This is a genomic window from Ralstonia sp. 1138 (assembly GCF_040544795.1).
Taxonomy (GTDB): Bacteria; Pseudomonadota; Gammaproteobacteria; order Burkholderiales; family Burkholderiaceae; genus Ralstonia; species Ralstonia flatus.
In genome coordinates, this window is the sequence record NZ_JBEPKQ010000001.1 from 1,323,559 (window position 1) to 1,338,967 (window position 15,409).

13 protein-coding genes are annotated in these 15,409 nt (G+C 65.2%); 7 read left to right on the forward strand and 6 right to left on the reverse strand.

Annotated features, from left to right (window positions below; all coding sequences use genetic code 11):
- Nucleotides 1-20 precede the first annotated feature (20 nt).
- Nucleotides 21-596: a diguanylate cyclase gene (locus ABIC76_RS05790; protein ID WP_354533272.1), complete on the forward strand. Its 576-nt coding sequence runs from the start codon at nt 21-23 to the stop codon at nt 594-596.
- A 17-nt stretch (nt 597-613) separates the two neighbouring features.
- Nucleotides 614-1,864, forward strand: a complete 1,251-nt coding sequence (locus ABIC76_RS05795; RefSeq protein ID WP_354533274.1) for a phosphatidylserine decarboxylase family protein — start codon at nt 614-616, stop codon at nt 1,862-1,864.
- A 9-nt stretch (nt 1,865-1,873) separates the two neighbouring features.
- Here ABIC76_RS05795 and ABIC76_RS05800 read toward each other — a convergent pair whose 3' ends face one another.
- From ABIC76_RS05800 to ABIC76_RS05810, 3 genes are all read right to left on the reverse strand, one after another.
- Nucleotides 1,874-6,796, reverse strand: a complete 4,923-nt coding sequence (locus ABIC76_RS05800; RefSeq protein WP_354533276.1) for an NAD-glutamate dehydrogenase — start codon at nt 6,794-6,796, stop codon at nt 1,874-1,876.
- A 159-nt stretch (nt 6,797-6,955) separates the two neighbouring features.
- A complete protein-coding gene (locus ABIC76_RS05805; protein WP_102065499.1) occupies nt 6,956-7,285 on the reverse strand; it encodes a DUF2322 family protein in 330 nt (109 codons plus the stop codon).
- 77 nt (nt 7,286-7,362) lie between these two features.
- Nucleotides 7,363-7,755 (reverse strand): DUF1801 domain-containing protein, encoded by a 393-nt coding sequence (locus tag ABIC76_RS05810; protein ID WP_354533277.1) that lies wholly within the window; start codon nt 7,753-7,755, stop codon nt 7,363-7,365.
- Nucleotides 7,756-8,228: 473 nt separating this feature from the next.
- Between ABIC76_RS05810 and ABIC76_RS05815 the strand changes: the two genes are divergently transcribed.
- The 5 genes from ABIC76_RS05815 (at nt 8,229) to ABIC76_RS05835 (ending at nt 12,722) form a co-directional block, all read left to right on the forward strand.
- The gene (locus ABIC76_RS05815) at nt 8,229-10,613 is read left to right on the forward strand and encodes an ATP-binding protein (RefSeq protein WP_354533278.1); all 2,385 of its coding nucleotides are present in this window, start codon (nt 8,229-8,231) and stop codon (nt 10,611-10,613) included.
- A complete protein-coding gene (locus ABIC76_RS05820; protein WP_354533279.1) occupies nt 10,613-11,329 on the forward strand; it encodes a methyl-accepting chemotaxis protein in 717 nt (238 codons plus the stop codon). Before ABIC76_RS05815 ends, ABIC76_RS05820 begins: the two co-directional genes overlap by 1 nt.
- Before the next feature lie 11 nt (nt 11,330-11,340).
- The gene (locus ABIC76_RS05825; RefSeq protein ID WP_354533280.1) at nt 11,341-11,874 is read left to right on the forward strand and encodes a hypothetical protein; all 534 of its coding nucleotides are present in this window, start codon (nt 11,341-11,343) and stop codon (nt 11,872-11,874) included.
- A gap of 32 nt (nt 11,875-11,906) precedes the next feature.
- Entirely contained in the window at nt 11,907-12,272 is a 366-nt protein-coding gene (locus ABIC76_RS05830; RefSeq protein ID WP_004631346.1) for a response regulator, read from the forward strand.
- 117 nt (nt 12,273-12,389) lie between these two features.
- Nucleotides 12,390-12,722: a hypothetical protein gene (locus tag ABIC76_RS05835; RefSeq protein WP_027679808.1), complete on the forward strand. Its 333-nt coding sequence runs from the start codon at nt 12,390-12,392 to the stop codon at nt 12,720-12,722.
- A 12-nt stretch (nt 12,723-12,734) separates the two neighbouring features.
- On the opposite strand, the gene ABIC76_RS05840 is transcribed toward ABIC76_RS05835, so the two are convergent.
- The 3 genes from ABIC76_RS05840 to ABIC76_RS05850 form a co-directional block, all read right to left on the reverse strand.
- A complete protein-coding gene (locus ABIC76_RS05840; protein ID WP_354533281.1) occupies nt 12,735-13,595 on the reverse strand; it encodes a class I SAM-dependent methyltransferase in 861 nt (286 codons plus the stop codon).
- 36 nt (nt 13,596-13,631) lie between these two features.
- Complete coding sequence (locus ABIC76_RS05845; protein WP_354533282.1) at nt 13,632-14,297, reverse strand: glutathione S-transferase; 666 nt, start codon at nt 14,295-14,297, stop codon at nt 13,632-13,634.
- Nucleotides 14,298-14,361: 64 nt separating this feature from the next.
- A complete protein-coding gene (locus ABIC76_RS05850; protein WP_102065493.1) occupies nt 14,362-15,324 on the reverse strand; it encodes a GlxA family transcriptional regulator in 963 nt (320 codons plus the stop codon).
- Nucleotides 15,325-15,409: the final 85 nt, after the last annotated feature.

Genomic DNA, 15,409 nt, shown 5'->3' on the forward strand with positions numbered 1-15,409 from the left:
ATCTTCGCTGGAGCCGGCCCATGCAAGAGCCATTTGAGTCGTACCTGATGTACTTCCTGATTCCGCTATGGGTGGCGGCCGGGGTGGCCGACTGGTGCTGCCATCGCGCCACGCGCATTGAAAGAACCTCCGGCGCCAAGGAGTCGATGCTGCACCTGCTGATGCTTGCCGAAATGGGCGTGCCGGTGCTGGCAGCGTTGTTCCTGCGGATCAACGCGCTGGTGCTCGTGGCGATGGCGGTCGCCTATGTCGTGCATCAGGCGACCGCCATGTGGGACGTCAGCTATGCCGTGGCCCATCGCACCGTGAAGCCATTCGAGCAGCACGTGCACAGCTTCCTGGAGATGATCCCGCTGATGGCGTTGTCCGTTGTCGCGCTGCTGCACTGGGACGAGGTGCTCGGCCTGTTCGGTATGGGGTCTGCGTCGCCCGATTTTTCGCTGCGCTGGAAAGATCCGCCGCTGCCGTGGGGCTATGTCGCGACCGTCTTGCTGGTTTTCGTGGTGCTGGAGCTGCTGCCGTATGCGGAGGAGCTGGTGCGTTGCCTGCGGCAGCGGCGCGCTCCGCCTCTGGTTGCCGGGCAGCGGCGCGTTTAAGGAGGAAGGAGGTCTTGTTGAAAGCTGCATCGAATGTTCCGTTGGACCGGCGCCGCCGGCTGGGCAACTGGCTGCCCGAAGGCGAAGCGCAGTTGGCCGCATTTCGCACCGAGCTGGTCGCGCAAGCGCTGTCACGCCCTTCGAAGACGCCCCTGGTGGCGGCTGTGCGCGCGCTCGCCAACCTGATCGATAGCGAGCCCGTATTGCGCATGCACCTCGCACGCGCCATCGACGAAGCGCGGGACCAGGGATACGAACTCGGCTACAAGGACAGCACGGAACTGCTGCTCGCCATCGACCACATCGTCACGTGCGCACCGCGCTTCAGCGAGAAGACGCTGGTGATCTGTCCGCTCAACGCGCTGCTCGACTGGCCGATGTGCATGCCTTCCGGCTACGCGCTGTTCCGTGATCGGCGCATCAACGATGCATTGAAGGCGGTGCTCAATGGCTGGAGCGCCTTTCTCAGCGGCCCGCATTCGCGGGCCTACCTGAACACGAACGAGCCGGACGGCTGGTTCAGCGCCGAAGCGACGCGCCGCGTCGGCATGGATCAGTTTCTGTGCGATCCGTCGCTGCCGTATTCGGGCTTTACCTCGTGGAACGACTTCTTCACGCGCCGCTTTCGTGCCGGCATGCGGCCGGTCTCAGGCGAAGACGACAACAAGATCATCGTCAGCGCGTGCGAGGCCGCACCCTACAACATCAGCCACGACGCACGCTATGAAGACGCCTTCTGGATCAAGTCACAGCCGTATTCATTGCGTGACATCTTCGGATCCAGCAAGGCGCATCTGGCAGAGCGGTTTGCCGGCGGCAGCGTGTACCAGGCGTTCCTGAGCGCCTACAACTACCACCGCTGGCATGCGCCCGTTTCCGGCACCATCGTCGACACCTATCACGTGGAGGGTACGTACTACTCGTGTGTGGAATCGGAAGGCACCGACCCGGAAGGGCTGAACGATTCGCAAGGCTACAGCGCCGCCGTGGCCGCGCGCGCGATCATCACCATCGCCTGCGACGACCCGGCGATCGGCACCGTGGGCTGCGTCTTCATCGGCATGGCCGAGGTGTCGTCGTGCATGATCGACGTCACGCCCGGCCAGCATGTCTGCAAGGGCGAGGAGCTGGGCTTCTTCCAGTACGGCGGGTCGACGTACTGCCTGTTCTTCGAACCGGGCGTGGTGGATACATTCTTCGTGCAGCCGCCGTTTTCGCACGACACGCCGCCCGTGCGCGTCAATGCCGCGCTGGCGCGTGCCCGGTAGCGGATCGCATCAGGCATCGACCTCGGCCAGGGCCTTGAGGCCGACGGAGAGCATCGCCAGGTCGGCCGAGCCCGCTGCAACCTGATCGGCAATCACACGGTTGTAGCGTGCCAGCGCTTCCTGGCGCGTCGTTCGCCATGCGTCGATCAGGGCATCCGCGCTCGCGCCGGGGGCTGCGCCATGCAGCACCGATTGCGTGAGACGGCGCCGCAGCTGCCCCAGCTCTTCGAGCAACGTGGCGCGTGCCAGCATCTGCCAATGCGTTTGCGTCGGCAGGCCGAGGATGCCGCCTTGCAGCCACCCGTAACCGAGCGGTTGGTCGAGCGCAAAGTACACGCGCGCGGCGAGCCGCGCATCACAGCCGCCAGCAGCAGCCACTTCGGCAATGTCGAGCAACGACACGCGCGCCGGCACGCCGGTCGCCACGCGCGCCAGCGTGTCGGGCACACCGGCTTCGCCAAAGCTCTGCCGCTGTTGCGCGGCGGCCAGCGCAGTTTCCTCGGTTTGCAGCGTGTCGATTTCGGGGGCGAGCGCATCCACCCCCGCCCGGAAATGTTCCACCGCGGCCGGCACGTCCGCCACCCGGCGCCGCAGGAACCACAGCGTGGCGCGCTCATGCAATTGCGCCAGCGAGGTGAACAGGGCTGTTTGCGTTTCGTGCGGCACCTTCGCGTCCAGGGCATCGACGTCTTCCCACAGCGCATCGAGCCGATAGACGGCACGGGCAACGAGGCTGGCCCACACCACGGCAAGCGGTTCGGCGCCGGTTTCTTCCGCCATCCGGTGCACGAACGTCACGCCGGCGCGGTTGACGAGCGCGTTGGCGTGCATCGTCGCCAGAATCTCGCGCCGCAGCGTGTGGCGGGGGATCGACGTGGCGCAGCGCGTGTGCAGCGGCCGTGGAAAGTACGCCGGCAAGCCATCGGCCACGAAAGGCTGATCGGGCAGGTCGCTGCCCAGCAGCACGTCGTACAGCCACATCTTGCTGTAGGCCATCAGCACCGCGCGTTCGGGCGTGGTCAGCCCGCCGCCGCTGGCCCGGCGGACGTCGATCTCTTCATCGGCAGGCAAAAACTCGATCGCGCGGTTCAGCCGACCGCTGCGCTCCAGATGCCGCATCAGCCGTGCTTCTGGGTCGAGCCACAACGCCGTGCGTGTGCGCGCAAGTGACAGCGCCTGCGTCTGGAAGTAGTTGTCGCGCAGCACCAGTTCGCCCACCTCGTCGGTCATCTCGGCCAGCAGCGTGTTGCGCTGCTTGAGCGTCATCTCGCCGTCGGCCACCACCAGGCCGAGCAGAATCTTGATGTTGACCTCGTGGTCGGAGCAGTCCACCCCGGCCGAGTTGTCGATGGCGTCGGTATTGATGCGCCCGCCATGCTGCGCGTATTCGATGCGGCCGAGTTGCGTGCAGCCGAGGTTGCCGCCCTCGGCCACGACCTTGCAGCGCAGCTCGGCGCCGTTCACGCGCAGGCCATCGTTGGCGCGGTCGCCCACCTGGGCATGCGTTTCGGTGCTGGCCTTGATGTACGTGCCGATGCCGCCGTTGTAGAGCAGATCGGCGGGTGCCTTGAGGATGGCGTGCAGCAGGTCGTTCGGCGCCATCTCGGTGGCCGTTACGTCGAGCATGGCACGCACCTCGGGCGTAAGCGCAATCGACTTGACCGTGCGCGGGAAGATGCCGCCGCCCGGGCTGATCAGCGCCCGGTCGTAATCGGCCCAGCTTGAGCGCGGCAGGTTGAACAGCCGCTCGCGCTCCGCAAAGCTCGCGGCCGCGTCGGGCGACGGGTCGAGAAAGATGTGGCGATGATCGAACGCCGCCAGCAGGCGGATATGGCGCGAGAGCAGCATGCCGTTGCCGAACACATCGCCCGACATGTCGCCCACGCCCACGACGGTGAAGTCCTGCGTCTGCGTATCGACGCCCATCTCGCTGAAGTGCCGCTTGACCGATTCCCATGCGCCGCGCGCGGTGATGGCCATCTTCTTGTGGTCGTAGCCCACCGAGCCGCCGGAGGCGAAGGCATCGCCCAGCCAGAAGCCGTATTCGGCCGAGATGGCGTTGGCGTAATCGGAGAACGTGGCCGTGCCCTTGTCGGCGGCGACGACAAGGTAAGGGTCGTCTTCGTCGTAGCGCACGACATCGGGCGGCGGCACGACGCGGCCGTCGACGTAGTTGTCGGTCAGGTCAAGCAGCCCGCGCAGGAAGGTCTGGTAGCACGCCACGCCCTCGGCCAGATAGGCATCGCGGTCGCTGGCCGGCGGCGGTTGCTTGACGACAAAGCCGCCCTTGGAACCGACGGGCACGATGACCGTGTTCTTCACCATCTGCGCCTTGACCAGCCCCAGCACCTCGGTGCGGAAATCCTCACGCCGGTCAGACCAGCGCAGCCCGCCCCGCGCGACCTTGCCACCGCGCAGGTGCACGCCTTCCACGCGCGGCGAGTACACCCAGATCTCGAACATCGGCTTGGGCTCGGGCAGGCCGGGCACGCGCGTCGGGTCGAACTTGAACGACAGATAGGGCTTGGGCTGCTCCTGCCCGGCATCCGGCAGGCTCTGGAAGTAGTTCGTGCGCAGCGTGGCTTCCAGCACGCCCAGGAACTGCCGCAGGATGCGGTCTTCATCGAGGTTAGGTACGTCTTCGAGCGCCTCGTCGATCTGCTTGCGCAGCGTTTCAGCCGCACGCGAGCGCTCGGCCTCGGCCAGTGCGGGGTCGAATCGCACCAGGAACAGTCGCACCAGCGCACGCGCAATCGACGGATTGCCGTTCAGCGCGCTCTCCATATACGCGTTGCTGAAGGTCGAACCGATCTGGCGGATGTAGCGCGCATACGCACGCAGGATGCGCACCTCGCGCCAGGTCAGGCCGGCCTGCAGCACAAGGCGGTTGAGATCGTCGTTCTCCAACTCGCCGGTCCAGATGCGCGCGAAGGCGTCTTCAAAGCGTGCGCGGGCTTCGTCGAGATCGACTTCGCTGCCGTCGATGGTCTCCATGCCGAAGTCATGCATCCAGATCGGGGCGGCGTCGGCGGGTTCGATGCAGTAGGGGCGCTCCTCGTTCACGCGCACGCCGAGGTGCTCGAGCATCGGCAGGCTGTGCGACAGCGATGTCGGCTGTCCGGCGCGGTAGATCTTGAAACGCAGCGCACCGGGCGGCGCTTCGAGCGGCCGGTAGAGCTGCATGGTCAGCACGTTGTCCGCGGCGTTGGCGCCGAGCAGCGGCTCCATCAGTTCGATGTCGCGCACGGCAAGGCGGGCGGCGTAGTCTTCGCGGAAGCCGGCGGGAAACGCGCCCGCATAGCGGCGCAGCAGGCGGTTGCCGCGCTCTTCGCCGCCACGTTCGAGCAGCGCGTCGGCCAGGTCGTCCTGCCAGCGCCGCGCCGCCTGCACGATGCGGTCTTCCAGCTCGGCCACGTCAACGTCGGGCACGTTGCCGGGTTGCGTGCGCACCGTGATGTGGATGCGCGCCAGCATCGACTCCGACAACTGCGGCGTGAACTCCACCGCGGTGCCGTGATACGCCGCCTGCAGCAGGCTTTGGATGCGCACGCGCAGGTCGGTGTTGAACTTCTCGCGGGGCACGAACACGAGGCACGACACGAAGCGGTCAAACGGATCCCGGCGTACGAACAGGCGCGTGCGCTGCCGCTCCTGCAAACGCAGGATGCCCAGGGCGATGTCGTGCAGCGCTTCGGCGTCCATCTGGAACAGCTCGTCGCGCGGATATTGCTCCAGGATCGTCACCAGCGTCTTGGCCAGGTGCCCGTCGGGAAGAAAGCCTGTGCGCCGGATGACGTCGGCCACCTTGCGACGCACGAGCGGAATGTCTTCGGCCGGCACCATGTAGACGTTCGACGTGTACATCCCCAGGAAACGCCGTTGCCCGCAGACGCGGCCCTGGGCGTCGAACAGTTTGATGCCGATGTAGTCGAGATAGCCGGGCCGGTGCACGGTTGCCCGCGAATTGGCCTTGGTGAGGAAGATGGGCTCGGGCGCGTCGATGAACCTGGCTGCGCCGGGTGCCAGGCGCGTGGTGTCCGGCGTGGAGGTGTCGCGCAGCGTTTCCCGCAGCACACCCAGGCCCGTGCCCGGTATGCCGCGCAGGTAATGGCCGTCGTCTTGCGTGATCAGTTCGTAATCACGGTAGCCAAGGAAGGTGAAATGGCGCTCGAGCATCCAGCTCAGGAACGCCTGCGTTTCGGCAATCTCGGCGCGTTCCACGTCGGCCGTGGAGGGCTGGGCTGCGCGTACGGCCAACGCATCGATGGCGGCGTGGACGGCGGCCTGCATGGGCTTCCAGTCTTCCACCGCGGCACGCACGTCGCCCAGCACACGCATCAGGCCGTCGTGCAACGCCTGCAGGCGTTCCGGCTCGGAGAACCGGTCAACCTCGATGTGGATGGTCGACTCGAAGCGCGCCACGCCGTGGGTTTCCCTGTCCGCATCGGCGGGCGTGTCAGGCATGTCGCCCGATAGGGCCGCCGGGCGCTGTACGCCGCCGCCGGCCGAGACCGCCACGCGCATCCCGGCTGCGTCGCGCTGTACGCGATAGACCGGGTGGAAGGCGGAATGCAGCGCCAGCCCTTGCCGGTTGATCTCCATGGTCACGGAGTCGAACAGGAACGGCATGTCGTCGTTGACGATCTCGACGACCGTGTGACTGCAGTACCAGCCGTGCTGCTCGAGGCTCGGGTTGTAGACGCGAACGCGCGGTTGTCCCGACACGAATTTCTGGCCCAGTTGCCAGTGCGCCATCGCCGCGCCGTAGAGATCGGCCACGCTGCGCGAGATCACGTCTTCGGGGTCTGCCAGACCGTAGTAGTGCCGCAGGAACGGCTCGAACAGGTCGGCAATATCGGGCGCGCGAACGCGCGCCAGGGCCACTGCATCCGCCATGTGCTGGCGGACCTTGTCTTCGTGCTGGGCAGACATGAGGCGGCTCCCGAAGAAGGGCTGCCTCATGCTACGCCGCGTGCCCATGGCTGGCAATCAGCGTCCGCGGCGCTCCACTTTGTTGATGCGGCTGTGTGCAGTGCAGCGAGAAAACGGGTGGTTCACCCCCGACTTGCTGCCGGCATCAGCGATGCATCATCAGGCTTTCACGACGTTGATGCGCAGCGCCGGCCCACCGGCCGCGATGGCCAGCAGGCGGTCGACATTCGGGTGGGCGCCGGGGCGGTTGCGCGCGTCGATGGTGTGCTCGGCAAACACGGCCAGGCCGTGCTCGGCGGCCTTGGCATCGAGCTGGCCGAACGTCTGCTGCAGGTAGTGGTACACCGCCACCGAACCTTGCTTGCCCGGCTTGTTTTCGATGTCGGCGACCACGGCACCCTGGCCGTCGACCAGATCGATGCGCTCGATGCCGTCAATGGCCGGCAGTTGGGCGAGGTTGTCCTTGAATACGTGGGTCGGTTGAATCACTGCGGTTGCTCCGTTGGTTGATCAGGCGGGCCGTATGTTAACGGCTCCGGCCCGACGCGCGCGAGCTTGCCTGTGTTTCAACGCTTGGCGCCGGCCTTGTTCACGGCGATGGCCGCCTGGATGAGCGCCTTCAACGCTTTCTCGTTCACCTTGTCGCCCTCGCGGAAATCGATGGCGCGGCGCGTGTTGCCGTCCAGGCTGGAATTGAACAGGCCAGAAGGGTCAGGCACGGAGGCGCCCTTGGCAAACGTCATCTTGACGGTCTGCTTGTAGGCTTCGCCGGTGCAGATCAGGCCGTGGTGTGACCACACGGGCACGCTCCATTTCCATTCCTCCACCACGTCGGGATCGGCCGCGCGGATGACGGCGCGCAGGCGGGCAAGCATGTCGCCCCGCCAGTCGTTCAGCTCTGCAATGCGTGCGTCGATCAGCTCGGACGCGGGTGCGGTGTCCTGCGTGCTTTTCTTCACGGATGTCTGCCTCCAGGTTGACCCAGCAGACCATTCTGGCAGGAACACAGGCCGGCAGCCAGCCGGCACTCAGGTGAGGGGAACCGCGCCGGCCGTTGAATGGAAACTTAGAAATGCCTTTTTGCCGTATTTGAAATCGCGGTAAAAAATTTCCGGCGGAAATTAAAACGGAAATAAAGCGGCGGCAAGTAAACGGCGAGCTGCCAAATAACTTTAGCGCGCTTTTTTAAATTCCCCACTTGAGTGGGGTGCTAAGAGGGCGTGCGCTGCGCTTTTTTCGCAAATCCAGGCCCCATGCGGGCGTGAAGCGTCATGTCAGCTTGCATCCATGCCATGTCGCAATGCCCCGACGAGCCAGATGGCGGTCATCGAACGTTCATCTTTCGACTTCAATAATTGCGCCTCCGATGTTTAGGCAAGCATATTGAATGACCCCCTTCTTTCAGGGGGTGGTTGAATCGAGAGAATTTCAAATGACCATTCGTCATCGCATTACATTGCTGGTGGTGCTGATGTTTGTCGCGCTGGCGGCCATCGGCGGATACGCGGTCTACCAGACCCGCGGCAGCGCGGCTGAAGTGCGCCAGGTGACGGAAGGCGTGGTGCCGAGCGCGCTGGCGTCGGCGGACCTTGTCTCGCTCGTCAAGGACGTGCAGCTGGCGACGATGGTGTTGGTGTATGCGCCTGACGCCAACATCGTCGCGCAGGCCAAGGACGATCTCAAGGCGAAAGAAGCCGCCCTGCGCGCAGCGTTGGACGTGCAGGCCAAGCGCGCCAACAGCCACGCGCAGGAAGGCCTGGTTGCGCAGGCCAAGGAAAGTGTCGACAGCTACGTCGAGGCGATCCAGCAGACCACCGACATGAAGCTTGCGGGCAAGGACGAACTGGCGCAGGCCTTCCTGTTTGCCAACGTGGCCAGCTACCGCGACGTGCTCGAAAAGATTGTCGAGACGCTGCGCATCGAGAAGAACCGCGAAAAGGACGAAGCCATTGCGGGCCTGAACGGCAAGCTTGCGAGCACGGGCACCACCATCGGCGTGGTGAGCGGCGTGGCCGTTGTGCTGCTCACCGCCATCGGCATGCTGCTGTATCGGCAGATCACCCGGCCGCTGACGCGCATGCAGGCCGAGATGAGCGAGATTGCCGCCAGCCAGGACTTCACGCGCCGGGTGCCGGTGGGCCGCATGGACGAGATCGGCCATTCGGTCGTCGCGTTCAACCAGATGATCGAGAAGATCCAGGAGAACGCCGCGCTGCTCAAGCAGAAGACGGCCGACATCCAGGCGATGCTGCAGAACATGCAGCAGGGCATCCTGACCGTGGTCGAGGGCGGCGTGGTGCACGAGGAGTATTCGGTCTACCTCGAATCGATCTTTGAGACGCAGGCAATCGCCGGCCGCGGGCTGATGGAGCTGATCTTCGCCGATACCGGCCTGGGCGCCGATACGCTGTCGCAGGTGGAAGCGGCGGTCGATGCGTGCCTGGGCCAGGACATCATCAACTTCGCGTTCAACCAGCATCTGCTGGCGAGCGAGGTGGACAAGCGCATGCCGGACGGGCGCACGAAGACGCTCGACCTGTCGTGGTCGGCCATCACCGATGAGAGCGACACCATCCTGCGCCTGATGCTGTGCGTGCGCGATGTGACGGAGCTGCGCAAGCTGGCGGCCGAAGCCAGCGAGCAGCGCCGCAACCTGGAGATGATTGGCGAGATCCTGGCGGTGAGCCAGGAGAAGTTCCAGCACTTCATCGACAGCTCCACGACCTTCGTGCACGAGAACGAACGGATCATCCGCCAGTATTCGCAGGCGGACAGCGCGGCCATTGCGGCGCTGTTCCGCAACATGCACACCATCAAGGGCAATGCGCGCACGTACAACCTGCAGCACCTGACCAACGTGGTGCACGAGACCGAGCAGACCTACCACGCGCTGCGCGAATCGGACAGCGCGCACGCTTGGGACCAGGACTGGCTGATGGAGGAGCTGACGCGCGTGCGCGAAGCCATTGAAAACTACGCCCGCCTCAACGAGGTGAAGCTGGGCCGCAAGGGCGATGCGTCGCCAGGCCAAGCCATGCAGGCAGCGCCGGACGTGACGACGCGCATCCAGGAAAGCTTGCGCCTGCTGGAATCGGCCAACCCGGCCAGCCTGCATGAACTCGCGGCGATGCGCGAATCCGTCCATCAACAGCTGCGGCTGCTGGGCAGTGAGACGGTAGATGCGCTGTTGTCCGGCGCGCTGCAATCGCTGCCATCGCTGGCGCAGGAGCTGGGCAAGGAGCCCGTGGCGGTGCGCATCGACGACAACGGCTACCGCGTGCGCACGGAGGCCCGCGGCATCCTGCAAAACGTGTTCACGCACCTGCTGCGCAACTCGATCGACCACGGCATCGAACCCGCTGACGAGCGCATCGCGCACGGCAAGCCGGCGGCCGGCACGATCGACATTGAAGTCGGTGTGGACCAGGGCATGCTGCAGATCACGCTGTGCGACGACGGCCGCGGCCTCGCGCTCGACCGCATCCGCAGCATCGCCGTGGAGCGCGGCTGGATCGGTGCAGACCAACACGCCAGCGACGAAGACATCGCGCAGTACATCTTCCGCCCCGGCTTCTCGACCGCCGACAAGGTGACGGAAGTGTCCGGGCGCGGCGTCGGCATGGATGCCGTGCAGGCGTTTCTCCAGCGCGAGCAGGGCCGTATCGAACTGCGCTTTACCGACGACCGCAAGGGCGCCGCATTCCGTCAGTTCCAGACGGTCGTGTGCCTGCCGGAACGCTTTGCGGTCGACAGCGTGAACGCGACGCTGAGCGCACCACCTGCGGTACGCGTGGATCTCGACAAGGAAGCATCGTGATGGGGACGATTGTTCTGGGTTTCATCGCTGGCGGCGTGGTGGCTGGCGTGCTGGTGTGGCTGATCCGTCAGCGGAACGTGAATGCGATGACGCGCGCCTTGAGCAATGCCGATCGCCGCATCGCCGATCTGTCGGCCGATCTTGCGAAGTACGCCGCGCAGTTGGAAACGGGTGAGCGTGAAGTGGCCGCACTGGAAACCACCGTGGCCCAGATGCGCGAGGCTGCTGCCGACCAACTGGAAGTCATCGAGCAACTGCGTACCGAGTTGCAGTCGGCGACCGCAGCCAAGGAGCAATGGGCGGCCCGCGCCCGGCAGATTGCCGAAGAAGCGGCGCGCCTGCGCGGCCTGGCGTTGACGTTCGAACGCTGGCACGAGCAGATGATCTCGCTCATGGAGCAGAACCACGACATGCACGCGAAGAACCAGGAGCTGCAGTCCATCGTGCGGCATGTGGTGATCGTCTCGCTCAACGCGTCCATCGAGGCGGCGCGTGCGGGCACGGCGGGGCGCGGTTTTGCCGTGGTGGCCAGCGAGGTGCGCGCGCTGGCCGCACGTTCGGAAGAGCTGTCGAAGAGCTATCGCAACAGCCTGCACCTGAACGACCTGACCACCACCGCCACGTTCCAGGACATCCAGGCGGGCGGCAAGATGATCACCGCGTCGCTGTCGAGCGTCGAGGCGCTGGCCAGCCAGTTTCAACACCAGCTTCACTAGGCAGGCCCGACGTGATCCGCAGCAACGCACAAGAGAGTTTCGATCGCATCTTCCGCAAGGCCGCGCGTACACGGCTTGTGCGGCAGACGGGCGACACATGTCATATCGACACCGCCGCAGAAGGCGACACGCTGAGCGGAGACGAGGCCCTGATCCTCACCATCTCGTCCATCGCCTTCCGCCTGCTGCTGGTGCTGCGCTTTGATGCCTCCGAGGCCACGCGCGCGTATTTCATGGGCGACGGCGTCGGGCGTTCCTTTGAAGAGGCACGCCTGGAAATCGGCAACCTCTGCTGTGGCGCCGTGAACCAGGAACTGCTACAGGTGTTTCCCGACCTGGGCATGTCCACGCCTTATGTGGTGAGCGCGCGCTGCCTGCCGTATCTGGACGTGCTCAAGCCCGGCTACGTGGCTGCGTACGCGGTGACCATCAACGACGCCGTGCGCGTGGGCGCCACGGTGTGCGTGTGTGCCCATGCGCCGCTGGACTTTGTGGCCGATGTCAGCGACGAAGTGGAATCCGGTGGCGAGCTGGAATTGTTTTGATTGGAAAGAGTGAGAGCGAGGAAAGAATAGTCATGAGCAAGATTCTGGTTGTCGACGATTCGAGCACCGTGCGCGACGAGGTGGCAGGCTTTCTGAAGAAGCACGGCCTGGCGGTCGACACGGCAGTGGACGGCAAGGACGGTCTGGCGAAGATCAAGGCCAACCCGGGCGTCAAACTCGTCATCAGCGACGTGAACATGCCCAACATGGATGGTCTGACCATGGTCGAAAAGGTGCGCGGCGAGCTGGGCAACAAGACCGTCAACGTCATCATGCTCACCACCGAAAGCAGCCCTGCCATGAAAGACCGCGGCAAGGCTGCAGGCGTGAAGGGCTGGATCGTCAAGCCGTTCAAGGGCGATGCCGTGCTTGAGACGTTCAAGAAGCTGGCGAGCTGAAACGCCGTCAGCACAGCCGGGTGCGCGATGGTCGACCCGGTGCGAGAGGGCATGGCGCCCGAGCGATTTTGGAGCCAAACTTGCTTGCCTGAAGCTCGTTTGGCCGAGGGAGCCATCATGCAAGAGCTCGCCTTTCGCACCCTGCTGTATCGCTACTTCTTCTTCGGCTGGCTGTTCAAGGATGCCAGCCGCGGCAACCTGTTCGAACGGTCGGCGGCATGGCGTTTCAACCAGGCGCACGCGCACTGGCTGCTGGCGTATATGCGGCGCTGGCTGTGGTGCGGGTTGCTGTGCTACGCACTCGGCGGCGTGCTCGAGCTTGGGCTCAAGACGCCGGGCCTCTCGGTGCTGTTCTATGTGCCGAGCGCGCTGAGTGTGCCGGTCAACGTCGTCATCGTGGTGTTGTGGATCGGCCTGAAGGCGTTGCCTGGGCCGCTGCGTGACCGGTAGGCATTTGCGCGTCTAGACCGTCGCCAGCAACAGTTCCTCTGCATTGCGCGGCGGGCGCAGGCCATCGGCCCGGCCGGCGAAGTAGCGCTCCGTCAACATGTCTGCCGAGATGTGCTGGGCATCGCGAAAACCGTTTTCGCGCGCCAGGGCGAGCATCTCTGGCGGCGTAAAGAAGCTGATGAACGGTGTGCCGCTTGCGCGTGCGCCTTTTTCCGCCATCTCGAGGCCGGGGCGGACGTCCGGGTCGGCCATCTCGAGCGGCAGCAGGAACGTCATTGCCAGCATCGAGCCCGGCGCCAGCGACGCCACCTCCCGCAACGTGGCCGCATTGGCTTCCTTCGATAGATACATGCTCACGCCCGTGGAGACCACGATCGCCGGCCGGCTCGCATCAAACCCGGCCGCAACGAGCGCCTCCTGCCAGGATTCGCGCGCCTCGAAATCCACCGGCACGAAGCGCAGCCATTGTGGAACGCCAAAGCCCAGTTCTGCCAAACGTTGGCGCTTCCAGGCTTGCGGGCCCGGCTGATCGACTTCAAACACCGCCATGCGCGATGCCACATCGGGCCGGCGTTGCGCAAAGCTGTCCAGCCCCGCGCCAAGAATCACATACTGGCTCAGGCCACGACCTGCTTGCTCGATGACGAGGTCTTCGATAAAGCGCGCCCGCGCCACGATGGACGCGCGAAACGGCCGTGTGAACTGCGGGTCCATGTCGCCGCGTTGTTGCCAGCCGGGTTCCGGGGCGAGCAGCTTCAAACCCACCTCGTCTTCCAGCACGTGCGGCGGTGCATCGCTGTGCACGTGCAAGGCGCGCCACAACGCGACGCGCGCTGCGGTGCTGTCGGGGGATGCTGTCTGTGGGTCGTTCATTGCACACACGCCTCCATTGTTGGACCGTCGGTCCGGTCAGTCGGGATGCCGATACTCGGGAAACACGGCAACGGCCTGCACGGGCTGCTTCGTCATGCAGACCTCGAACAGGCGGCTGGCGAGCCACTCGGCCAGCCAGGCTTGTACGGCGGGCAGGGGCTGGCCGGCAAACCAGTCCGGTTCCACCGCAGCAAACTGCCGCACGAACGGGAAGATCGCCAGATCGGTCGCGCACGGCGTCGCGCCGCCCAGATAGCGTTGCGCCAGCAATCGGGATTCCAGCGGTATCAGCAGCGCTTCCATTGCCCGGGCACGGGCCGTCTCGCGCGGCGCGGTTTCTTGCGGATAGCGATCGGGGTATTTGTAGCGATCGAGCTGGCGCTTGAACTCGCCGTCGTTGGTGCGCAGCAGCGCGAGGTTCTCGTCGGATTGCGCGCGGCTCCACCAGCCTTGTGGGTCGCGTGCTTCGAAGGCCCACTGCATGATGTCGAGGCTCTCTTCCAGCACGCTGCCGTCGGCCAAACGCAAGACGGGAACGGTCCCTTTTGGGGACAGCGCCAGCAGTTCGGCAGGCTTGTCGCGCATGACGATCTCGTAGGTCTGGAAGCGTCGATTGGCTTGCAGCATCGCCAGGCGCGCACGCATGGCGTAGGGGCAGCGGCGATAGCTGTAGAGCAGGGGCAGGGCTGGATTGTCGGACATCGGTACGAATGCGGGGCTACGGATTTCAGGCGCGTCAGGGTAGCGGATTCATGGGCGCGGCGTCCTAGGCGGCCAGACGCGTGTGCCCCGACCGCCCCGAGCGCCGCACCGATTGCGGCGGCTGCCCGAATACGCGAATGAACGCACGCCGCATGCGTTCGGGGTCGGCAAAGCCCACGGCGCGCGCGATGTGTTCCAGCGATTCATCGCCGGCTTCCACGCGCGGCCGGGCAGTTTCCGCACGGAGTTTTTCGATCGCTTTGGCGGGCGTCTGGCCGGTCTCTGCCACGAAGGCGCGGTCGAACTGGCGGCGGCTCAGGTGAGCCACTTCGGCAAGCCTGTCGACGTCCAGCGCTTCGTGCAGGTGTTCGCGCGCGTAGCCCAGCGCACGCGCGATGCGGCTCGATGCCGGGTCCAGCTCCAGCAAGGTCGAGAACTGCGATTGCCCGCCGGGCCGCCGGTGATAGACCACCAGCTCGCGGGCCACGGCGCGCGACACGTCGACGCCCAGGTCTTCCTCGATGAGCGCCAGCGCCAGGTCGATGCCCGACGAGATGCCGGCCGACGTCCACACCGGCCCGTCGTGGATGAAGATGTGGTCGCTCTGCACCTGCACGCGCGGATAGCGCCGCTGCAGCAGTGCTGCCATGCGCCAATGCGTGGTGGCGCGGCGGCCATCGAGCAGGCCTGCCGCCGCCAGCGCAAACGCGCCGGAGCACACGCTCGTCATGCGTCGTGAGTGTGCTGCCGCTTCCCGCACGAAAGCGATCAACCGCGGTGAGAACGCGTCTTCACGCGGGCCATTGCCGCCCGAAATGATCAACGTATCGAAGGCCGGATCGTCCAGCCCCTGCGTTTGCATGACCAGGCCGGGCGCGCTTTGCACCTGTGCGCCGCCTTCGGACAGCACGTCGATCCGGTACGCCGGCTGGGGTGCCAGGCGGTTCGCCACGTCAAAGGCCGTCAGCGGGCCGGTGAAATCGAGCAGGCTGCAGCCCGGAAACACCAAAAAGCCGATTCTGCGCATGATGTCTTGAAATGAGGGATTAACGTCATTTAGGCCTGATGTTGCTCCGCCAGACTGCTGCTGTCAAACGCATTTCTGGAGAGAC